Annotated in this window: 17 protein-coding genes; 10 read left to right on the forward strand and 7 right to left on the reverse strand. The window is 64.4% G+C overall.

What is annotated here, in order from left to right:
- Positions 1 to 247 precede the first annotated feature (247 nt).
- The 6 genes from I6F37_RS23775 (at position 248) to I6F37_RS23800 (ending at position 5,992) form a co-directional block, all read left to right on the forward strand.
- Positions 248 to 1,645 carry a M20 family metallopeptidase gene (locus I6F37_RS23775; protein ID WP_035997274.1) on the forward strand — a complete coding sequence of 466 codons (1,398 nt, stop codon included), beginning with the start codon at positions 248 to 250 and terminating at the stop codon, positions 1,643 to 1,645.
- 87 nt (positions 1,646 to 1,732) lie between these two features.
- A complete protein-coding gene (locus I6F37_RS23780; RefSeq protein WP_035997336.1) occupies positions 1,733 to 2,644 on the forward strand; it encodes an amino acid ABC transporter substrate-binding protein in 912 nt (303 codons plus the stop codon).
- A 129-nt stretch (positions 2,645 to 2,773) separates the two neighbouring features.
- The gene (locus I6F37_RS23785) at positions 2,774 to 3,505 is read left to right on the forward strand and encodes an amino acid ABC transporter permease (RefSeq protein WP_035997279.1); all 732 of its coding nucleotides are present in this window, start codon (positions 2,774 to 2,776) and stop codon (positions 3,503 to 3,505) included.
- 3 nt (positions 3,506 to 3,508) lie between these two features.
- On the forward strand, positions 3,509 to 4,201 hold the full coding sequence (locus I6F37_RS23790) for an amino acid ABC transporter permease (protein ID WP_035997282.1): 693 nt from the start codon (positions 3,509 to 3,511) through the stop codon (positions 4,199 to 4,201).
- Between the two features lie 12 nt (positions 4,202 to 4,213).
- On the forward strand, positions 4,214 to 4,945 hold the full coding sequence (locus I6F37_RS23795; protein ID WP_035997285.1) for an amino acid ABC transporter ATP-binding protein: 732 nt from the start codon (positions 4,214 to 4,216) through the stop codon (positions 4,943 to 4,945).
- 186 nt (positions 4,946 to 5,131) lie between these two features.
- A complete protein-coding gene (locus tag I6F37_RS23800; protein ID WP_035997288.1) occupies positions 5,132 to 5,992 on the forward strand; it encodes a D-amino-acid transaminase in 861 nt (286 codons plus the stop codon).
- Positions 5,993 to 6,124: 132 nt separating this feature from the next.
- Here the strand turns inward: I6F37_RS23800 and I6F37_RS23805 are convergent, their stop codons facing one another.
- The 3 genes from I6F37_RS23805 to I6F37_RS23815 form a co-directional block, all read right to left on the reverse strand.
- Positions 6,125 to 6,586, reverse strand: a complete 462-nt coding sequence (locus tag I6F37_RS23805) for a carboxymuconolactone decarboxylase family protein (protein WP_035997291.1) — start codon at positions 6,584 to 6,586, stop codon at positions 6,125 to 6,127.
- Between the two features lie 25 nt (positions 6,587 to 6,611).
- The gene (locus I6F37_RS23810) at positions 6,612 to 8,219 is read right to left on the reverse strand and encodes a DHA2 family efflux MFS transporter permease subunit (protein WP_035997294.1); all 1,608 of its coding nucleotides are present in this window, start codon (positions 8,217 to 8,219) and stop codon (positions 6,612 to 6,614) included.
- Positions 8,220 to 8,336: 117 nt separating this feature from the next.
- Positions 8,337 to 9,518, reverse strand: coding sequence for an HlyD family secretion protein (locus I6F37_RS23815; protein ID WP_035997296.1), 1,182 nt, complete (start codon positions 9,516 to 9,518; stop codon positions 8,337 to 8,339).
- Positions 9,519 to 9,722: 204 nt separating this feature from the next.
- On the opposite strand from I6F37_RS23815, the gene I6F37_RS23820 reads away from it, so the two are divergent.
- Positions 9,723 to 10,634 (forward strand): LysR family transcriptional regulator, encoded by a 912-nt coding sequence (locus I6F37_RS23820; protein WP_035997299.1) that lies wholly within the window; start codon positions 9,723 to 9,725, stop codon positions 10,632 to 10,634.
- Here the strand turns inward: I6F37_RS23820 and I6F37_RS23825 are convergent.
- Entirely contained in the window at positions 10,618 to 10,854 is a 237-nt protein-coding gene (locus tag I6F37_RS23825; protein WP_225152852.1) for a hypothetical protein, read from the reverse strand. The two genes, I6F37_RS23820 and I6F37_RS23825, sit on opposite strands and share 17 nt — an antisense overlap.
- A gap of 100 nt (positions 10,855 to 10,954) precedes the next feature.
- Between I6F37_RS23825 and I6F37_RS23830 the strand changes: the two genes are divergently transcribed.
- Complete coding sequence (locus tag I6F37_RS23830; RefSeq protein ID WP_157783951.1) at positions 10,955 to 11,974, forward strand: DUF3616 domain-containing protein; 1,020 nt, start codon at positions 10,955 to 10,957, stop codon at positions 11,972 to 11,974.
- An 81-nt stretch (positions 11,975 to 12,055) separates the two neighbouring features.
- On the opposite strand, the gene iaaH is transcribed toward I6F37_RS23830, so the two are convergent.
- Together iaaH and I6F37_RS23840 are read right to left on the reverse strand one after the other, a co-directional pair.
- Positions 12,056 to 13,477, reverse strand: a complete 1,422-nt coding sequence (gene iaaH / locus I6F37_RS23835; protein ID WP_035997304.1) for an indoleacetamide hydrolase — start codon at positions 13,475 to 13,477, stop codon at positions 12,056 to 12,058.
- A 75-nt stretch (positions 13,478 to 13,552) separates the two neighbouring features.
- Positions 13,553 to 17,002, reverse strand: coding sequence for an indolepyruvate ferredoxin oxidoreductase family protein (locus I6F37_RS23840; RefSeq protein WP_225152854.1), 3,450 nt, complete (start codon positions 17,000 to 17,002; stop codon positions 13,553 to 13,555).
- Between the two features lie 152 nt (positions 17,003 to 17,154).
- On the opposite strand from I6F37_RS23840, the gene I6F37_RS23845 reads away from it, so the two are divergent.
- Both I6F37_RS23845 and I6F37_RS23850 read left to right on the forward strand, forming a co-directional pair.
- Positions 17,155 to 17,610: an Lrp/AsnC family transcriptional regulator gene (locus I6F37_RS23845; protein ID WP_035997339.1), complete on the forward strand. Its 456-nt coding sequence runs from the start codon at positions 17,155 to 17,157 to the stop codon at positions 17,608 to 17,610.
- A 244-nt stretch (positions 17,611 to 17,854) separates the two neighbouring features.
- A complete protein-coding gene (locus I6F37_RS23850; RefSeq protein WP_225152855.1) occupies positions 17,855 to 21,961 on the forward strand; it encodes a GAF domain-containing protein in 4,107 nt (1,368 codons plus the stop codon).
- Here the strand turns inward: I6F37_RS23850 and I6F37_RS23855 are convergent.
- Positions 21,935 to 22,276: a hypothetical protein gene (locus I6F37_RS23855; protein WP_035997356.1), complete on the reverse strand. Its 342-nt coding sequence runs from the start codon at positions 22,274 to 22,276 to the stop codon at positions 21,935 to 21,937. The two genes, I6F37_RS23850 and I6F37_RS23855, sit on opposite strands and share 27 nt — an antisense overlap.
- Positions 22,277 to 22,322: the final 46 nt, after the last annotated feature.

Consider the following 22,322-nt stretch of genomic DNA (forward strand, 5'->3'; position numbering starts at 1 on the left):
CGAAGTTCTTGCATATAATTGGCCCTTGGCAAGGGCCAAGATAGAAGGCTTGCGCTTGGCAAGGCCAAAGTCAGCGTCGCAGCTGTGCCTGGCAAGCCAGTCTCAAGGAAGCAAGAACGAAATCCCAAGAGGACCACGAGAAGAGACCTACAAGAAGCGAACTACAAGAACTATCCGAGTCCCCGCCACTTTCGAAGGCCGACCCGCCTCAGGTAAGGTCCTTCGTCTCACATCTCGAAAAGCAAGTATGACCAGAGCCGACGCCATCGCCCGCGCCCGTGAGGATTTCAACTCCGGCGCGTTCCTCGCTGAACTCGATCGCCGCGTCGCCTACAAGACCGAGAGCCAGAATCCGCAGCGCGGCCCCGAGCTGCGCGCCTATCTGGAGCAGGAGATGCAGCCGGCTTTCGCCGCGCTCGATTTTTCCAGCCGCCTCGTCGAATCCCCGAGCGGCAAGGCGCCGTTCCTGTTCGCCGAGCATCACGAGAGCGCGTCTGCGCCGACCGTGCTGGTCTATGGCCATGGCGATGTCGTCGACGGCATGGAAGGCGAGTGGCGTGATGGCCGGGATCCCTGGCGCACCAATGCTTCCGGGACGCGCCTCTATGGCCGCGGCACCGCCGACAACAAGGGGCAGCACAGCATCAATATGGCCGCGCTGCGTGCGGTGCGCGAGGCGCGCGGCGGTAAGCTCGGCTTCAACGCCAAGTTCATCATCGAGATGGGCGAGGAGATCGGCTCGCCCGATCTCGGCAAGGTCTGCGATCTCCATCGCGACGCGCTCAAGGCCGACCTGTTCATGGCCTCCGACGGGCCGCGCCTCTCGGCCGATCGGCCGACGCTGTTTCTCGGCTGTCGTGGAGGCATCCGCATCCATCTCGACGTGAACTTGCGCGACGGCGGTCACCATTCCGGCAATTGGGGCGGCGTGCTCGCCAACCCCGCGACCATCCTGGTCAACGCGATCTCCACCCTGGTCGACGGCCACGGCCGTCTCCAGCTTGATGCCTTGAAGCCGCCGCGGCTGACCAACCAGATCCGCTCCTATCTCGCCGACGTCGAGGTGGTGCCGACTGCCGACGAGCCGGCGCTGGCCGAAAATTGGGGCGAGGAGGGGCTTTCGGCTGCTGAACGGCTCTACGCCTGGAACACGCTGGAAGTGCTGGCGATGTCCTCAGGCAATATCGAGAAGCCGGCCAACGCGATCCCCGGCCAGGCCAGTGCCGTGCTGCAACTGCGTTTCGTGGTTGGGACCAAGGTTGAAGGGCTGATCGACGCTGTCCGCGCACATCTGGTCGGACGCGGCTTTCCGATGGTCGAGGTGCGCGCGGCACAGAGTTTTGCTGCATCGCGCACCGATTTCGACAGTCCGTGGATCAAATGGGCGGCGGATTCGGTGCGAGCGACCACCGGCAAGGCGCCGGCCGTCCTGCCGAATTTCGGCGGTTCGCTGCCCAATGACGTGTTCTCCGGGATCCTGGGACTGCCGACGATCTGGGTGCCGCACTCCTATCCCGGCTGCTCCCAGCATGCGCCCAATGAGCACATCCTGCTGCCATTGACCGAAGAGGCCTTGACGGTGATGGCCGGGCTGTTCTGGGATCTCGGAGAGTTGCCAAAGCCACTGACAGGCCCGTTAACCTGAGCCGACGATCCAGCCGAAAGTTACATTCTAATCCGGCCCGATTTGTGCTTGCATCCGGGCCGCATCATCCGAAAGGGGAAGAAAAACGTGAAACATTTCCGTCACATCGGGCTCGCGCTCGCCGCGACCTTCGTCGTCAGCCAAGCCGGGGCCCAGGAGCTGACCGGCACGCTGAAGAACATCAAGGACACCGGCGCGATCACGCTCGGCTTCCGCGATTCCTCGATCCCGTTCTCCTATCTCGACGACAACCAGAAGCCCGTCGGGTTCGCGATGGACATCTGCTACAAGATCGTCGAGGCCGTGAAGAAGGAGCTCAAGCTCGACAAGCTCGAGGTCAAGCTCAACCCGGTGACGTCGGCGACGCGTATCCCGCTGATGGCCAACGGCACCATCGACCTCGAATGCGGCTCGACCACCAACAATGCCGAGCGCCAGAAGCAGGTCGCCTTCACCAACACCCACTACCTGACCGCCAGCCGCTATGTCTTCAAGAAGTCGAGCGGCCTGAAGTCGATCGATGACCTCAAGGGCAAGACCGTGGTCTCGACCGCCGGCACCACCAACATCAAGCAGCTCACCGAAGCCAACGCCGCCAAGGGCCTCGGCGCCAACATCATTCCGGCCAAGGATCACGCCGAAGCCTTCTTGATGGTCGAGACCGACCGCGCGGTCGCCTTCGTCATGGACGACATCTTGCTGGCGAGCCTCGTCGCCGGTTCGAAGAACCCGGGCGACTACGTTATCTCCAAGGATGCGTTCTCCAAGCCGGAGCCCTACGGCATCATGCTGCGCAAGGACGATCCCGCGTTCAAGAAGGTCGTCGATGCGGCCACGGCTGCGCTCTACACCTCCGGCGAGGCCCAGAAGATCTACGACAAGTGGTTCACCCAGAAGATCCCGCCGAAGGGCCTGAACCTCAACACGCCGATCTCGGCCGAGCTGAAGAACGAGTTCGCCAAGCCGACGGACTCGCCGAACCCGGACGACTACAAGTAAGATAAAACCTCGATCTTTCGATCGGAATCATGTCCGGCCACTCTTGACACCAGAGTGGCCGGACATTTGCATAGGCCTGAGACTTTCTCTGAAGACGTCCAATGACGGGCGCGTTCGCGCGGGGGACACGTGAACTACAACTGGAACTGGGGAATCTTCTTCCAGCCGAACCCGATGGGGACCGGCACCTACCTCGACATGCTGCTGTCGGGGCTGGCGCTGACCCTCAAGACCGCGGCGCTGGCCTGGGTGATCGCGCTGATCACGGGCTCGATTGTCGGCGTCATGCGCACGCTGCCGTCGAAGGGCGCCAATTGGTTCGGCTTCGCCTACGTCGAATTCTTCCGCAACATGCCGCTTCTGGTGCAGCTCTTCCTGTGGTTCTTCGTGCTGCCGGAGATCCTGCCGAGAGCCGCGGGCCTGTGGCTGAAGCAATTGCCGAACGCGCCGTTCTGGACGGCTGCGATCGGCGTCGGCTTTTTCATGTCGGCGCGCGTGGCCGTGCAGCTGCAGGCCGGCATCTCCTCGCTGCCGCGCGGGCAGAAGATGGCGGCGACTGCGCTCGGCCTGACCACCGTGCAGGGCTATCGCTACGTGCTGCTGCCGATGGCCTTCCGCATCATCCTGCCGCCGCTGACGTCTGAATTCCTCAACACCATCAAGAACACCGCGGTCGCCATCACCATCGGCCTGCTCGAGCTGACCGGACAGGCGCGCTCGATGCAGGAATTCTCTTTCCAGGTGTTCGAGGCCTTCACCGCCGCGACCATCCTCTATCTCCTCGTCAACGCCGTCGTCGTGACCGCGATGCGCTTCCTCGAGCGCTGGGTTGCGATCCCCGGCTACATCACGGGGAAATAAGCGATGCTCGGCAATCTCGATTTCGACGTCATCCGCCGCGCGCTGCCGTATCTGTTCTACGAGGGCATGACGTTCACGCTGACGCTGACCTTCCTCGCAGCTCTCGGCGGCCTAGTCTTCGGTACGGCGCTCGCCCTGATGCGCCTGTCCGGATTCAAGATTCTGGGCCGCATCGCCGGCATCTATGTCGACTTCATGCGCTCCCTGCCGCTGGTGCTGGTGATCTTCTGGTTCTACTTCCTGGTGCCCTATATCGGGCAGTGGGTGACAGGCGCCTCGCGTCCGATCAGCGTCGGCGCGTTCACGTCCTCGCTCGTCACTTTCATCATGTTCGAGGCGGCATATTTCTCCGAGATCATGCGCGCCGGCATCCAGTCGATCTCGCGCGGCCAGCCGGCCGCGGCGAGTGCGCTGGGGCTGACCTACGCCCAGAGCATGCGCTACGTCGTGCTGCCGCAGGCCTTCCGCAACATGCTGCCGGTGCTGATAACGCAAACCATCGTGCTGTTCCAGGACACCTCGCTGGTCTACGTCCTGTCGATCACCGACTTCCTGGGCGCGGCGAGCAAGGTGGCGCAGCGTGACGGCCGCCTGGTCGAAATGTATCTGTTCGCCGCCGTGGTCTACTTCACCATCTCCTGTATCGCGTCCTACGGCGTCCGCCGCCTCCAGGCGCGCATCGCCATCATTCGCTAGGGCTCCCCGCTCATGATCGAAATCAGCCACGTCAACAAATGGTACAGCCCCACCTTCCAGGTGCTGACCGACTGCACCACCAATGTCACCAAGGGCGAGGTCGTCGTGGTCTGCGGCCCCTCCGGCTCGGGCAAGTCGACGCTGATCAAATGCGTCAATGCGCTGGAGCCGTTCCAGAGCGGCGACATCCTCGTTGACGGCACCAAGGTCAACGACCCCAAAACCGATCTGCCGAAGCTGCGCTCGCGCGTCGGCATGGTGTTCCAGCATTTCGAGCTGTTTCCGCACCTCAAGATCATCGACAATCTCTGCTTGGCGCAGGAGAAGGTGCTGGGCAGGGGGCATGACAAGGCGCAGGCCAAAGGCATGCAGCTGCTCGAGCGCGTCGGCTTGAAGGAGCAGGCGCAGAAATTCCCGGCGCAGCTCTCCGGCGGCCAGCAGCAGCGCGTCGCCATCGCTCGCGCGCTCGCGATGGATCCGATCGTGATGCTGTTCGACGAGCCGACCTCGGCGCTCGATCCGGAAATGGTCAGCGAGGTGCTCGACGTCATGGTCGATCTCGCCCGCGAGGGCATGACCATGATGGTCGTCACCCACGAGATGGGTTTTGCCCGCAAAGTCGCCAACCGCGTCATCTTCATGGACCGCGGCGAGATCGTCGAGGACGCAGCGAAGGACGATTTCTTCGGCAAACCCCGCAGCGACCGCGCGCAGAAGTTCTTGTCGAAGATTCTGTCGCATTAACCCGTCGTCATCCCGGGGCGCGCGTAGCGCGAGCCCGGGATCCATCAAGCGGGGCAGTACCGCGGTGAGATGGATTCCGGGCTCATTCGCCTTGCGAATGCCCCGGAATGACGGATCGTGGGTTTATCCAGCCCGCCAAATCTCCTATACCGGTGGCCAAATCCCTTCCCTCCCAGGAGACCTGCCTTGGACTCGATCGCCTACGTCAACGGCTCATTCGTCCCGCTCTCGGAAGCCAAGATCTCGGTGCTCGATCGCGGCTTCCTGTTCGCCGACGGCATCTACGAGGTCTCGGCCGTGCTCGACGGCAAGCTGGTCGACAATGCTTCGCATCTGGCGCGGCTGGAGCGGTCCGTCGGCGAGATCAAGTTGAAGCTGCCGGAGACCATCGAGCGCATCACCGAGCTGCAGAAGGAGCTGATCGCGCGCAACAAGCTCGTGAACGGCCTCGTCTATCTCCAGGTGACGCGCGGTGCCGACAAGGGGCGCGACTTCCCGTTTCCCAAGGCCGACGTGAAGTCGAGCCTGGTGATGTTCACGTCGGAGAAGGACATCATCAACGCCGCGGTGGCCAAGACCGGCATCAATGTCATCACGGTGCCCGACATCCGCTGGGAGCGGCGCGACATCAAAAGCGTGGCGCTGCTGGCGCAGGTGCTGGCAAAGCAGGCCGCTGCGGAAGCCGGCGCCGGCGAAGCCTGGATGCTGCAGGACGGCTATGTGACCGAAGGCGGCTCGTCCACGGCATTCATCCTGACCAAGGACGACGTCATCGTCACCCGCCAGAACTCCAACGCGATCCTGCCCGGCTGCACCCGCAAGGCCGTGATTGCGCTTGCCGAGGAGCGTCAACTGCGCGTCGAGGAGCGCTCCTTCACGGTCGCCGAAGCGCTCGCCGCCAAGGAAGCGTTCATCACCAGCGCATCCTCTTTCGTGCAGCCGGTGATCGCCATCGACGGCAAGACGATCGGCGACGGCAAGCCCGGCCCGATGGCGACGCGCCTGCGCGAGATCTACGTGGACTTCGCCAAGGCGACGGCGGTGTAAGCGGCATAGGTAGCTGTCGTAGGGTGAGCAAAGGCGCGCTTGCGCCGTGCCCACGCCTTCTCACGTTTTTGCTGAAGAATGGGGGCACGCTTACGCTTTGCCCACCCTACGAGACCGTCCGTTGCCGTCGGTTTAAGCCACTGACGCCTTCACCTTCACCGGATGCACGGCGCGGAATGCGATCGCGATCCTGTTCCAGGCATTGATGGCACCGATCAGCATGGTCAGGTTCACCGTCTCCTCCTCGGAGAACTGCGCGCGGACCTGTTCGTAAGTCTCGTCGGGCGCATGCGTCTCTGAGATCAGCGTCACCGCTTCGGTCCAGGCGAGCGCGGCGCGCTCGCGGTCGGAATAGAGCGGGGATTCGCGCCAGGCATTGAGCAGGTAGATGCGCTGCTCGGTCTCGCCGCGCTTGCGGGCGTCCTCGGTGTGCATGTTGATGCAGAAGGCGCAGCCATTGATCTGCGAGGCCCGGATCTTGACCAACTCGATCAGCGATTTCTCGAGGCCCGTCGACTGGATCTGCGCCTCCAGCGCCATCAGCGCTTTGATCGTATCGGGTGCGGCCTGATAGTAGTTCATGCGGGGCTTCATAGTCGTTCTCCTTTTCGTTGGTTGATCAGTGGGCTCCGCCGGCCGAGACTTGGCCGGGCCTCTTCAGAAAGAATACGGCGATGAGAGCGACGATCAGCGCCATTCCGAGCAGGTAGAACGTGTCGCTGAAGGCGAAGATGAAGGCCTGCTTCTGTACGGTATGGCCGATCGCGACATAGGCGCGATGCGCGGCGTCCGCACGGTCGAGAACGCCGTGATTGACGAAATATTGCGTGAGCTGCTCGAGCCGCGTTCGTGTGGCCTCCTCGAACACAGAGACCGACTGCATCAGCACGTTGGAGTGATATTGCTCGCGCTTGGACAGCACGGTTTGCAGCAGCGCGATGCCGACGGCGCCGCCGAGATTGCGCATCATGTTGAACAGGCCGGAGGCCGAGCCCGCATTCTCCGCTTCGATGCCTGCGGTCGCGACCGCCGACAACGGCGCCATCACCAGCGCCTGGCCGATGGCGCGCACGATATTGGGCCACAGCAGCTGGTCGGCGGCATAGTCGTTGGTCATGTTGATGTTCATGAAGTTGGATGCTGCGAACAGAACGAAGCCGACGCCGATGATGATCCGCGCATCGAACTTCTGCATCAGGCGCGGCACCAGCGGGATCAGCACGAGTTGCGGCAGCCCGGTCCAGGCCAGCACCATGCCGATCTGCTCGGCATTGTAGCCCTGAATACGCGCCAGATATTGCGGCAGGATGAACACGGAGCCGTAGAGTGCAATGCCGAGCAAGAAGTTCGCGAGCATGCCGAAGCCGAAATTGCGACGCACGAGCAGACGCAGATTGAGCAGTGGCTTCTTCACCGTGAGCTCGATGATCAGGAATGCCGTCAGCGCAACAGCGGCGATGATCGAGAGCTTGAGGATGAACGGCGAGCCGAACCAGTCGTCCTTGTTGCCTTCCTCCAGCACGGTCTGGAGCGCGGACAGGCCGATCGCCATGGTGATGATGCCGGCCCAGTCGCCCTCGCGAAGCAGCGCCAGCTTCATCGGCTTGGGCTCGAGCGCATACCAGAGCATGCCGACCATGATCGCGCCGGGAACCAGGTTGACGTAGAAGATGTATTGCCAGCCGAAATTCTCGGTGAGATAGCCGCCGATGGTCGGGCCGATCGCCGGCGCGAAAGTCGCCGACAGCGCGAACAGCGCAAGGCCGACCGGCTGCTTGGCGCGCGGCAGCAGCATGATGATCAGCGTGAAGGCCATCGGGATCAGCACGCCGCCGGTGAAGCCCTGGATAGCGCGCAGCACGATCATCTGCGACAGATCCTGCGCCAGTGCGCAGGCCGCGGACAGAACCAGGAACAGGATCGCGTTGGTGAGCAGATAGATGCGGATCGAGAACACCTGCGCGAGCCAGCCCGACAGCGGGATGACCACGATCTCGGCGATCAAATAGGAGGTCGAGATCCAGCCGCCGTCGTCGATGCCGGCGCCGATCGCGCCCTGAATGTCCGCGAGCGAGGCGTTGACGATCTGGATGTTCAGCACCGCCATGAAGGCGCCGAGGGTGGCGCCGATCACCGCAATCCAGGTCTTTGTGGACACCGCCGTGGGCGCAGCAGCGGCGGGGAGATTGGCGGAGGTAGCGTTGAGGGCCGGTTGGAGCGTGCTCATGGAAGCCTCGTCTCGGGTACGGAGACAGGATGCGTCAGGCGGATGGTTTTGATCATCGCGGAAGTTCTGGAAGGATCATCCGGACGGATTTGAGTGTCCGGCCGGAGCCTTCCGGCTTCAGCCTCCGTTTGGGTGCGGTACGTTGTCAGCCAGCCGCTTTGCGCTGTCGCGCTCGGCCAGCACCGCCTGTTTGGTGTCGACGGTCGGCACCGCGGACATGCCGGGCCGCAGCAAGCCGGTGAGGCTGTGGTCGTCGAGGACGATCTTCACCGGAACGCGCTGCACGATCTTGGTGAAATTGCCGGTGGCGTTGTCGGGCGGCAGCAGCGCGAATTCGAGCCCGCTCGCCGGCGACAGGCTGTCGACATGGCCGCGCAGGCTGATGTTGCGGAAGCTGTCGACGTGCAGCTCGACCGGCTGGCCCGGCCGCACATGGGTGAGCTGGGTCTCCTTGAAATTGGCGACGACGTAGACGGCGTCGAGCGGCACCACCGCCATCAATTGCGTGCCGGCCTGCACGTATTGGCCGACACGCAAGCTGCGGGCGCCGACCGTGCCGTCCACCGGCGCGGTGATCTCGGTATAGGACAGGTTCAGCGCCGCCTGCTGCGCGACCGCGCGGGCGCGTTCGAGCTGGGCGGTGGCCTGGGCGCGCTGGGTGGTGAGCACGTCGACCTTGCGCTGCGCGGCGACGAGGCCGGACTTGGCATGCTGCAATTGCGCACTGCTGGCGCGCAGCGCCGCGTCGGTCTGCTGCGCGCGCTGGATCGTGCCGGAGCCCGACTTCATGAGGTCGTCGTAGCGGACGCGCTCCTCCTGCGCGAATTTCAGATTGGCTTCTGCAGCTGCGACGTCGGCGGTGCTCTGTTCGATGATCGGCTGCTGCAGTTCGAGCTGGGCGTCGATGTTGCGGACCGAGGCTTCGCCGGCGGCGACGTCGGCTTTCGCCTGGTCGAGCGCCGCCTTGAAATCGCGGTCGTCGATCTTGGCCAGCAGCTGGCCCGCCCGAACCTTCTCATTGTCGCCGACCAGCACCTTGGCGATGTAGCCGGAGACTTTCGGCGCGACGATCGTGGAGTCCGCCTTCACATAGGCGTCGTCGGTGGATTCGAGGTAGCGGCCGTTGGTCCAGTAATCGTGTCCGTAGTAGGCCATGGTCGCAGTGCCTGCGAGCAGCGCGAGCACCAAGGCCGCGCGCCGGACCCTGTTCCGCGCCGGGATAGCGGACGGCGCCTTGGCGTAATCGCGCGTGATTTCAGTGGCTTGCTGGAAGGTCTCAGTGCGGGGCATTTCGGACATTGCAGTCTCCTGTCGGCTCGCTGAGACTATCGGTCTTGCTGGCCCGAATGATAATCGGCTAGATTCTGGAAGGATTATCCATTCAGGGTGGATAATCTGAGCGGTCACCCTGGTTCGTGATGTCTACCGGGTCAGGCGAGCGGCTACGCCAGCGCGATTGCCGCGCGATTGCTGCTGAGGCGCACATCCCAGTCAAGGAAAGCCATGGATCGATTGACCAGCCTCGAAGTGTTCAGCCGGGTGGTCGAGACCGGCGGCTTCTCCGCAGCAGCCCGCAAGCTCAACATGTCGACCACCATGGTGAGCAATCACGTGCAGGCATTGGAAGACCGGCTCGGGGTGCGGCTGCTTCACCGCACCACGCGCAAGGTCAATCTGACCGAGATCGGGAAGGCCTATTACGACCGCTGCGTGCAGATTCTCGCCGACATCGAACAGGCCGACGACATCGCGAGCGAATTGCAGTCGGTGCCGCGCGGCACGCTGCGCATTCACGTCGCCACGCACATGGTGCCGTTCGTCGCGCCGATTGCGGCCAAACTGCTGTCGACCTATCCGGAGCTCAAGATCGATCTGCGCATGGGCGAGGCCGAGGTCGACCTCATCGAGGAAGGCTATGACGTTGCCCTGCGCATGACACAGCCACCGGATTCAAGCCTGATCGTGCGCAGCCTTGCCACCTGGCGCCACGTGCTGTGCTGCTCCCACGATTACATCGAGAAGCACGGCCGGGTGCAGAAGCTCGACGAGCTCACCGGGCACAATTGTGGTCGGCACTTGAACTATCCGTTCGGCGACGAATGGCGCTTCCTCGATCGCAAGGGCACGCCGGCCTCGGTGCGCGTCTCCGGCAGCTTCGTCACCAATAGCGGAGAAGCGCTGCGCGAGGTCGCGCTGGAGGGCGCCGCAATCTGCCTGATGGCGGGGTTCCTCATTCAGGATGATCTCGAAGCTGGCCGCCTCGTGCGCCTGTTGCCGGAATATCGGACGGTCGAGCTCTCCATGAACGCGGTCTATCCGCATCGTCATCATCTGTCGGCGAAAGTGAGGACCTTCATCGACCTGCTCGTGCACCACAGCGCCGAGCAGCAGAAGCTGATCAACCCGTATTCATGAGACCTTTCACCGCCGGCTCCACGTGCGGCAGAAAGCGTGTTGACAACGCCGAGTTGTCTGCAACAATACAACCTGAGATATGAATGATGTATTTGAGACCGAGGCATTCGGTTCGATTCTTTTTTGATACGACGTTTCGTCCAGGCCGGCTTTCTAGCTTCTCCTCTTCCATCTGTTGCTCTTCCATGTTTGACGGATCGACCGGCGGCAAGCCGGTCAACGTTCGCTTGCGTGAGAGCTTCGCAAGGGATTGGCGGCATCATCCTGTGATGGAGCTGGATGGCTTGGTCTGGCCCGACTGCGGCTCTAGGGAGGCTTCGATGACCATTGCCAGAACAGGATGGATTGCGACTTTGCTGCTCGGCCTCGTGATGGCGGGTGGCGTGCAGCCTTCTCCTGCTGCGGCCGACGATGCGTGGCCGGTCAAGAACAAGCTGATCGGCAAGGACGGAGGCAAGTCGAAGGATGTCAGCGGCATCGCCTGCACGACCGCTGATGGGTTTCCCCGTTCGTGCCTCGTTATCGACGACAATCTCCAGGGCGCTCAATTCATCGAATTGACCGACGGCAAGCTCGTCGCCGGCAGCCCCGTGAAGTTGATCAACAACACGTTCAATGGCAAGGCGCTCGAACTTGATGGCGAGGGCGTCGCCTTCTCCAAACGGCAGTATTACGTCATCGGCTCGCATGGCCATCCGCGGGACAAGGACCACAAGCTCGACCCCAAGAAAGATGCCGATAAGATTCGGGCGAGGATTGCCGCAAGCAGCCAGATCGTTCGGTTCCGCACGACGGGGGCAGATGGCAATGCGTCGGGCCTCGAGCGTACGGGGCAATTGCGAGAGGTCATCGCGGCCGAACCTGCGCTTCTCGAGTTCATGGATATCAGGCTGGAGAAGAACGGCTTGACCATCGAGGGCGTGGCGATCAAGGACGATCGGACGTTGCTCGCGGGATTCCGGGGCCCCGTCTTGAACGACAATCGCGCCGTCGTCCTGTCGGTAGAGATAGACGCGCTGTTCGGTGATCGAAAAAGCACGACTCACCGGCTGTTCCGACTTCCGCTCGGTGACAACAGGGGTGTACGCGATCTCGCCGCGTTCGGCGATCGCACCCTCATCCTGGCCGGTCCTGCTGCGGACGGGCCGGGAGCCTACGCAATATATTCTTGGGACGGAGCGTCCGAGACCGTACGGCTATTGAAGGAACTCCCGTTCGATCCAAAGCGAAAGCCGGAGGGACTGCTGCCGTTGGGCGCGACTTCCGCCGGACTGCGGGTCCTGATCGTATTCGACAGCGATAAGGAAGGTACGCCCACCCCCATCGAAATACCACGATGAACGGGATCGGACCTCCCCTCGCCTTGTCCAGCCGGCCGAACGAACGAGGCGCCACCTTCCAGCATTTCCGGAGGGAGTCCGTCAGCGAGCCGGTGGCGGCAAGCGCCCGAACGCAGCCTCGAGCGCCATGCCGATCGCGAGCAGGCGGGGATCGCTGCCGACGGGGCCATCGAGCTCAAGCCCGATCGGCAATCTGCTGCTGGCGCCGAGCGCGATCGGGATCTGGATGCCGGGAATCCCGGCATTGCTGCCTGGGTCCGTGTTCTGAATGAACAGGCCGAAATTCTCGAGGCTGCTGGACTCCGGATTGGAGGGAATGGCGACGCGCGGCGTGGTCGGGAAGGCGATCGCATCGAGCCGGTTGTCGGCAAAGCTCCTGGCGTACAGCGCCTGCAGCGCGGGGCGCGCAATCTCGATCGCGGCGTCGTAGATCGGCTTGGCGTCGACCAGGGTGCCGTCGGGACCAGGCAGCTTGCGCGGGATCACCAAGCCGTCATAGGTGCCCTTCACATCGGCGCTGGCGATCTGCTCCGCCAGTGCCGCGATGGAGAGGCCGGTGCCGGTGTGCCTGAGATAGGCGACCAGATCGTCATAGGCCTCGTACAGCGCGACGGGAAAGCTGACCTGGGCGTCGAGCTCTGCCAGTTGCGGCATCTCGATCCCGACGACCGTGACGCCTTGCACCTTCATTTTCGCGACGGCTTCCTGGAACGCGGCCTCGGTGTCGGCATCGAGATTGGCCAGCATCGATCTCGCGAGGCCGACGCGGACCTGCGTCAGATCCGCCGGCGCAAGCGCATCGCCACCGGCGATGACGCGGTCGAGCAGCGCGACATCCGCCATGGTCGCAGCCATCGGGCCTGCGGTATCGCGGGTGTGCGAGATCGGCGCGATGCCGTCTTGCGGGTAGCGCCCGACCGTCGGGCGCAGCGAGGCGCATCCGTTCAGGGCGGCAGGCACCCGCACCGATCCGCCGGTGTCCGTGCCGAGCCCGCCGGCGACGATCCGCGCGCCAATCGCCGCGCCCGTGCCTGACGAGGAGCCGCCGGCGATCAAAGTGCGATCATAGGCGTTGCGCACGCCATACTCGGCGCCGGTCTTGAACGCGGTGTTGTAGCCGGAGATGCCGAAGGCGAGCTCGTGCATGCTGGTCTTGCCGATGATGACCGCCCCGGCATCGCGCAGCTTTGTCACGACAGGCGCGTCGGCCTTCGGAATGTAATCCTTCAGCGCCGGTGTGCCGGCGCTGCAGGGCAGTCCCGCGACCTCGATATTGTCCTTGATCACGATAGGTACGCCGCCGAGCGGCTTTGTCTTATCGCCTGCCGCGTCGAACGCGGCCGCGGCCTTCAAGGCGCCGGCTTCGTCCAGGGTGACAAAGACATTGAGTTCGGCGTTGGCCTTGGCGCGGGCCAGGGCTTCCCGGGTGAGTGCGGTGCTCGTGAATGTCCCGGCGGCGAGGCCGGCCGCGGCCTCGGTCAGTGTCAACTGGTCGAAATCCATGATGCATCACCCGATCGCAGGAGGCCATCAGAGCGTCCCTTAAGGAGCAGAGGCTGAAGCGTCCGCGGCGCCGCGTCAACCGGTGGCGTGCATCCTTGCCGGCGATGGCGTGTCCAGTTCGGCGAGCAGCCGCTCGACGTCGGCCTTCACCTTCAAAATCGCGATGTCCTTCACCGGGCCATAGCCGCGGATATCCATCGGGCCTTTGGCGATCGCCACGAGATTTGGCAGATGCGCCGCATCGAGCTCGCCCAGCATCCGTTCGATCAGGCCTTCATACCAGGCGATCAATTCACGCTCCGCGCGCCGTTCCGCGGTGTAGCCGAACGGATCGAACGGCGTTCCGCGCAGTGCTTTCAAGCGCGCGAGCATAGCCAGAGGCACCTGAATCCACTGGCCGAAGGCGCGTTTGCGCGGACGTCCCCGTGCATCGCGCCGCGACTTCAGGAACGGCGGGGCGAGGTGGTACTGGATGCTGAAGCCGTCCTCGAATTCACGCTTCAGCTCGTCGAGAAAGCCGCTTCGCATGTGCAGCCGCGCCACCTCATACTCGTCCTTGTAGGCCATCAGCTTGAACAGGCCGCGAGCGACCGCCTCGGTCAGCGCCTCACTGTTCAGCTTGGCCTCGGCATTGCGGACCTTTCCGACCATCGCCCGGTAGCGCGCCGCGTAGGCGTTGTTCTGATAGGCCGCGAGGAACTCGGCGCGCCGGGCAATGATCTGGTCGAGCGTCTCGGCTTCAGGTGCCTTGTCCGAGTTCGGCAGAAAATCCGGATCGGCAGCGGCGATCCGGCCCCAGGCAAAGGCCTGCTTGTTGCGTTCGATCGCGACGCCGTTGAGCTCGATCGCGCGGAGCAGCGCCTGCAGCGAAACAGGGACGAGACCGCGCTGCCAGGCAAAGCCGAGCATGATGATGTTGGCGTAGACGGCATCGCCGAGCAGGCGTTCGGCCAGCGCATTGGCATTGAACGTGTCGAGATTGTGCTCGCCGATGACCTGACCGATTGCGCGCAGGCGGCTTGGCGCAGCGAGATCGGCGTCGCGGAAGCGGACCACGTCGCCGGTCGGCATTTCCGCGGTGTTGACGGCGGCACGGGTGCCGCGGCGATATGTGCCTGAGGCTTTGGGCGAGGAGCTGACGACGAGGTCGCAGCCGATCAGCGCATCGGCCGCGCCCTGGTCGATGCGAACCTGGTGCAGCGCCTCGGGGCTCGCGGCCAGGCGAATGTAGCTCAGCACAGGCCCGAATTTCTGCGCAAAGCCGGTGAAGTCGAGCACCGAAACGCCGCGGTGTTCCAGATGCGCGGCCATGCCGATCAGCGCGCCGACGGTGATCACGCCGGTGCCGCCGACGCCGGTCACCAAGAGATCGTAGGGCCGCTCGAGCGTTGCGGGCGCGGGCAGGGGTAGTGTGGCGGCGCGGCCGGCCACATCGATCCGGCTCGCGCTCTTCTTCCGCCGCGTCGCGCCTTCGACTGTGACAAAGCTCGGACAGAAGCCGTTGAGGCAGGAAAAATCCTTGTTGCAGGCCGACAGATTGATCTGTCGCTTGCGCCCGAACGGCGTCTCCTTCGGCTCGACGCTGAGGCAGTTGGATTCGACCGAGCAGTCGCCGCAGCCTTCGCAGACGAGGTCGTTGATGTAGGCGAAGCGCTTGGGATCGGCCATCTGCCCGCGCTTGCGCCGGCGCCGCTTCTCGGTGGCGCAGGTCTGCTGGTAGATCAGCACCGAGACGCCGGGAACCTCGCGCAGCTCGCGCTGCACGGCATCCATCTCCTCACGCGGATGGATGGTCACGCCGGATGGCAGGTCGGCCGGCCTGAATTGCGCGGGATCGTCCGACACCAGGGCGATGCGCTCGACACCTTCGGCGCGGACGCTGTGGGCGATGGCATGGACGCTGACGGGCCCGTCGACCGGCTGGCCGCCGGTCATGGCGACCGCGTCGTTGAACAGGACCTTATAGGTGATGTTGGCCTTGGCCGCGATCGCCTGCCGGATCGCCATCGAGCCGGAGTGATAATAGGTGCCTTCGCCGAGATTCTGGAACACGTGCTTGCGGCCGGTAAATCGCGATGAAGCAGCCCAGTTCACGCCCTCGCCGCCCATCTGGATCAGCGAGGAGGTCTCGCGGTCCATCCAGCTCGCCATGAAGTGACAGCCGATGCCGGCGAGCGCCTTCGATCCTTCCGGCACTTTGGTCGAGGTGTTGTGCGGACATCCCGAGCAGAAATAGGGCGTGCGCGTCGCGCCGCTGACATTGATCGTGCGCGCGGCTTCCGGCATCAGGGCGGCCGCGCGCGCGGCGAGATTGAGACCCGGAAACATCGGATCGAGCCGGCGCGCGAGCACGTTCGCGAGCGCGCGAGGCGACAATTCGCCGATCCAGGAGATCAGCCGTGCGCCGGTTTCGTCGTGCTTGCCGACCATGCGCTCGGGCTTGCTGCCGGGATAATCGTAAAAATACTCCTTGAACTGGCTCTCGATGATGCCGCGCTTCTCCTCGACCACCAGGATCTCGCGCTTGCCTCTCACGAACTCCATCGCGTCGTGCAGCGCCAGCGGCCAAACCATCCCGACCTTGTAGACGTCGATGCCGAGGCGGCGGCAGGCGGCTTCATCGAGGCCCATCAGCCGCAGGGCTTCCATCAGGTCGAGATGCGCCTTGCCGGTGGTGACGATGCCGTAGGTGGCGCTGGGGATATCGTAGATGTGCCGGTCGATCGGGTTGGCCTTGGCAAAGGCGTAGACCGCGTGCTTCTTCGCTTCCAGCCGTTCCTCGATCTGCGGGCCGGGCAAATCGCGCCAGCGATAGTGCAGGCCGCCCGGCGGCGGCGTGAAGTCTGGCGTGCGGAAGACGCGCGGCGGGCGTAGCGCGATGGATGCGCCCGATTCCACGATCTCGGAGATCGCCTTGAAGCCGACCCACATGCCGGAGAAGCGGCTCAGCGCGTAGCCATATTCGCCGAACGCCAGATATTCGCCGACGTCCGAGGGGTGCAGCGTCGGCATGAACCAGCTCATGAAGGCGACGTCGGACTGGTGCGGCATCGAGGAGGAGACGCAGCCATGGTCGTCGCCGGCGACCACCAGCACGCCGCCATGCGGCGAGGAGCCATAAGCGTTGCCGTGCTTGAGCGCATCGCCGGACCGATCGACGCCCGGGCCCTTGCCGTACCAGAGCCCGAACACGCCATCGACCTCGCGGTCGCCTTGCGTCTCGACCTGTTGCGAGCCGAGTACAGCTGTCGCCGCGAGGTCCTCGTTCACGGCGGGAAGGAATTCGATGCGGTCCTGCTTGAGCCGCTGCTGGATGCGCCAGAGCTCGAGATCGATGCCACCGAGCGGCGAGCCGCGATAGCCGGAGATGAAGCCGGCGGTGTTGAGCCCGGCCGCACGGTCTCGTCGCGCCTGGTCGAGTGCGATGCGGACGATGGCCTGCGTGCCCGTGAGGAAGACGCGGCCCTCCTCGCGCTCATAGCGATCGGCGAGCTCGTACGTGTCGATTGACGGAATGGCGTCCATGGCGGACCTCGCGCGGCATCCTGCCCAGTGCTGGAAGGTTATGCCCGGGCCGCTGGTAGGTCTTACCTATTTATCCCTTCTGTTATGGAAATCCGGTAGAATTTTGCATGCAGGCGCCCAATCTGGTAGATCTGCTCGAATCGGAGCCTCCCATGATCGAAGAGCAGGACACCCGCATTCTCGCCCATCTCCAGCGAGATGGCCGCGCCACCAATCAGCAACTCGCCGACGGGGTCGGCATGTCCACCTCGGCCTGCTGGCGGCGGGTGCGCGCGCTGGAGGAGAGCGGCGTCATCCAGGGCTATGCGGCGCTGGTCGCGCGCGAGCAGGCGGGCTTTGCGATGTCCGCCATCCTCCACGTCTCGCTGGAGCGGCACGATGCGAAGTTCGTCGATGAATTCGTGGCGAGGGTCACCAAGCGCCGCGAGGTGCTGGAGTGTTTTGCGACCACCGGGGACGCCGATTATCATTTGCGCGTCATCGTGCAGGACATGGCGGCCTACAACCGCTTCCTCGACGAGTTCATGTTCCGCATCCCCGGCATCCGCTACGTCCGCAGCAACGTGGTGCTGAAGGAGATCAAGACCAGCGTGGCGCTGCCGTTTTGAAGGAGGTGCTACGGCACCGCGATATCAACCTCCCGTAAACCAACACAGGCTGCAAAGTGGTAACTGAACATGCCATTCGTAGGCGGTTCGGCGTCGCAGCGGTATTCCGGTCAGTTTTGTCGCGCTCGTTCGCAGCTCGTTCACTTTGATCGACGGTTTGCGCCGCGCAATAACGACGACTTAGGCGATCGCCGCGCATAAAGGTCCCGGGATAAATAGGCAGAAATGCCTGGGAGCTGAGATCGTGCCGACGACACTCGCGCGCACCTTTGCGGCGTTGAGCGCCATCAATGAAGCGATCCTGTACGCGAGATCGCCGGAGGAGCTGTACCAGAAGGTCTGCGACGCCGGGTTTTCGAGCGGGGATTTTCTGGCCGTTGCCGTTTTCCTGGTCGAGCCGGACGGCCGAAGGCTGCGCTACGCGGCCGGTTGTGGCGATGACGTTGCGCGGCTCCGCTCGATCGTGATCACGACGGAAGCCGGGACGCCTGAAGGATCCGGCGTCGGCGGCGAGGCGTTTCGCGATCAGAAGCTGTGCGTCAGCAACGACTATCTGAACGATCCGCGCTCGCTGGCGTGGCGCGAAGGCGCCGCCAAGGCGCATATCGGTGCGGCCGCGGCGCTGCCGCTGCTCTGCAATGGCAAGAGCGTCGGCGTATTGTATGTGACGCGGAGCGAGGCCAACTCGCTGAACGAGCAGATGGTGTCACTGTTCGAGCGCATGTCGGCGAACATTTCCTACGCGCTGGACAATTTCGCCCGTGAGACCGCGCGGCAGACCAGCGAGCGGGCGACGCGGCGGCTCAACCGCATGTTCGGCGCCATCAGCGCCACCAACGAAGCCATCCTGCGCGCCAAGACCGAGCGGGAGCTATACCAGCTCGTGTGCGACGCTTCGGTCCACAGCGGCAAGTCGCTGGCGACCATCGTGCTGCTTCGCGAGCCGGACTCGCACTGGATGAAGCCTGTCGCCGCCACCGGGCAGAACCTCGATCTCGTCACCCAGGCACGCTATTCGGTCGATCCGGAGAGCCCTTACGGCAAGGGCATATCGGGCGAGGTGTTCCGGACGCAGAAAGCCATCGTCGAGGACGATCTCGCCAGCCGCACCAGGGGCACGCCGTGGGAGCAGGCCAACGTCAACACCGGCGTCGCCGCCTGCGTGGTCGCGCCGTTGATCAGGCACGGCGAGAGCGTCGGCGTGCTGCTGTTCTTCATCAGCCGGTCCTGGGCCAAAGACGAGGAGATCGTCGCGCTGCTGCTGCGCATGGCCGAGAACGTCTCCTTCGCGATCGAGAATTTCGGCCGCGAGGCCGAGAAAGCCCGGATCTCCGCCGAAGAAGAGTGCCTGGCGCGCATGTATGCAGCGCTCAGCGCCACCAACGAGGCGATCCTGCGGGCACGGTCGCGGGCTGAGCTGTTCGACCTCGTCTGCGAGGCGACCGCAACGGGAGCAAAGTTCACCTCAGCCACCGTCGCGCTGGTCGACGATCGGACCGGGCTGCTGCGCGTCGTCGCCTGCTACGGCCCGAATGCGGATCAGGTTCGCAACTTCACGTTCTCCACCTCCGACCAGGTGCCCGAAGGGCGCGGCTTGACCGGCACCGCGTTTCGCACGCGCCAGCCCGCCGTCAGCAACGACGTGCTCGCCGACGACCGCATTGCGCCCTGGCAGGCCAGCGCCCGCCGCACCGGCATCGCATCCTCCGCGGCCTTGCCGCTGTTCAACGGCGACCGGGTCGAGGGCGTCTTTCTGTTCAACTCCCCGGAGCGCGGCACCTTCACGCCGGAGCTCGTCGAGCTGCTGCGCAAGCTTCAGGCCAACGTCGCCTTCGCGCTCGAAAGCTTCGACCGTGCCGATGAGAAGGCGCGGGCGGACAAGCAGCGCAATCGTCTGAGCGGAATGTTCGAGGCGCTGAGCGCGACCAACGAAGCCATCATGCGCGCCAAGACGCGCGAGGAGTTGTTCGACGCGGCCTGCCAGGCGGCCGTGCTCGGCGATCTGTTCGCCTCGGCGACGATCGGCATCATCGACGAAGCACGCGAACTCGTCCGCGTCGTTGCCGTCAAGGGACGCTTGCAGGAGCGCATGAGCGGGCGTACCTGCATCATTTCCGCCGACCATCCCGAGGGCCAGGGCATCATCGGCACCTCGCTGCGGACGTGCCGGCCCAGTGTGATGAACGATTATCTGAACGAGCCGCGCTCCGCATATTGGCGCGCGCAGGCCATCGAGGATGGAACGCGGGCTGCGGCGAGCTTCCCGCTTCTGAGAGCGGGACGGGAACCGGTCGGCATTCTGCTCTTCCTCGCACCGGAAGAGAATACGTTCACGCCCGATCTGGTCGAGCTGCTCGGGCGGCTCGCGGAGAACGTCTCCTTCGCACTCGACAATTTCGAGCGCGCCGAGGAGAAGGCCCGCACCGAAGCGCAGAAGGAGCGCCTGACGCGCATGTTCGCGGCGCTGAGCGCGACCAACGAGGCGATCATGCGCGCGAAGTCGCGGGCCGAGCTGTTCGACCTCGTCTGCCTTGCGGCGTCGAACGGCGCCAAGTTCACTTCGACCACGATTGCCCTGGCCAGACCCGGCACGGACCAGCTCGAGATCGTCGCCGCCGCAGGTCCCTCCGCCGGCACCACGCGCAATGTCCGTCTTTCCGTCGATCCCGAACGGCCGGAAGGGCGCGGCATGAGCGGCACGGCGTTCCGCACGCGCCAGCCCTGCATCAGCAACGATTATCTCAACGACGACCGCGTCCGTGTCTTCCACCCCATCGTGCGCGCGGACGGCGCGCGGTCGGGCGCCGCGTTTCCGCTCATCGTGCACGACCAGGCGGTCGGCGTCATGATCTACATGTCGACCGAACCGGCGACCTTCACGCCCGAATTCGTCGAGCTGTTGCAGCGCCTCGCCGACAACGTCTCCTTCGCGATGGAGAACTTCGATCGCGCCGACGAGAAGAACAAGGCTGACGAGCGCATCGAATACCTCGCCTCGCACGACAGCCTGACCGATCTGCCGAACCGCGAGACCTTCAACGCCCTGCTGCGCGAGGCGATCGATGCGGCGCAACGCCACGATCACCGCTTTGCGGTGCTGTTCATCGACCTTGACCGCTTCAAGGTCATCAACGATTCGCTGGGTCACGAGGCGGGCGACCTGCTCCTGCTCGAGGTGGCGAACCGTCTGCGCGGCGCCCTGCGGGCGAGCGACGTGGTCGCGCGGCTCGGCGGCGACGAGTTCGTGGTGATCCTCGACCAGTGTGGCGAGATCGAGAACGTCCAGCGCATCGCCACCGGGCTGCTCGCCGCGCTCGCCGAGCCCATGCAGCTGGCCGGCCACGAGTGCCATTCCACCGCCTCGATCGGCATCGCGATGTATCCAGCCAACGGCTCCGACGCGCAGACGCTGACCAAGAACGCCGACATGGCGATGTACCTCGCCAAGGAGGACGGCAAGAACGGCTATCGCTTCTTCTCCAACGAGGTGAAGACGCAGTCGATCGAGCGGCTGTCGCTGGAGAGCGCGCTGCGCCGCGCGCTGGAGCGCGAGCAGTTCTCGCTCAACTACCAGCCCAAGGTGGACATGGCGACGGGTCAGATCACGGGCGTCGAGGCGCTACTGCGCTGGGCGCACCCCGATCTCGGCAACGTCTCGCCGGCACAGTTCATTCCGCTCGCGGAGGAAACCGGGCTGATCGTGCCAATCGGCCGCTGGGTGCTGAAAGAGGCCTGCGCGCAGGCCATGGCCTGGCAGCGCCGCGGCCTGCTGCCGCTGTCGATGGCGGTCAACCTGTCGCCGCGGCAGTTTGCCGACGAGCATCTGTTGCAGGACGTCGACGAGGCGCTGGCGGCCTCCGGCATGTCGCCGGTGCTGCTCCAGCTCGAGGTCACCGAGAGCATGATGATGCGCAATGTCGGCCGCGCGCTCAAGGTGCTCGACTCCATCCAGAGCCGCGGCATCCGTCTCGCCATCGACGATTTCGGCACCGGCTATTCGTCGATGTCGCTGATGAAGCACTTCCCGATCGACACGATCAAGATCGACCGCTCCTTCGTGCGCGACCTGCCGCAGGATTCGGAGGATCAGGCCATCGCGCAGGCGATCATCAGCATGGGCAAGGCCCTCGGCATGACCGTCGTCGCCGAAGGCGTCGAGAACGCCGAGCAGGAGGCCTTCCTGCGCGCCCATGGCTGCGACGAGATGCAGGGCTTCCTGATCTCCAAGCCGCTGCCGGGGCGGCAGATGGGCGAGCTGCTGCGGCCCATGGCGCTGCCCGTCGCGCCGCCGCTCCAGCCGGAAGTGGCCGACGAAGACGCAGGCTCAGGGCTGAAACGCGCTGTCGTCTGACGGCTGCGGGTGCAGCTCGCGCACCTCGTGCTCTTCCCCCTCGGCCTTGCTCGGAAAGTCCTGGGGACCGGTCAGTGACGTCTGCTCGGTGAACAGCGCGAGAATGGCGCGCGCGCCCTCGGCGAAGCTCGTCCCTTCGCTCACGTTCAACGCGCAGCAGCTTGTTGCGCTCATCGGCTCCTGGTCGTCGACCACGGCCATCGCGGGCCCCCACCACCAGGCGGGCGCGGGCGAACGCTCGTTCTCCGGCACCACATGCCAGCGGACGAACTCCTCCATCACGCGCTCGAATTCCAGGCGGGCAGCCTGATGCATGTGGTCGATGCTCCCGGAATCGCGTCCGACGACGGGTCGACACGCT

This window comes from Bradyrhizobium sp. NBAIM08, from assembly GCF_020193935.1.
In the GTDB taxonomy this organism is placed as follows: domain Bacteria; phylum Pseudomonadota; class Alphaproteobacteria; order Rhizobiales; family Xanthobacteraceae; genus Bradyrhizobium; species Bradyrhizobium yuanmingense.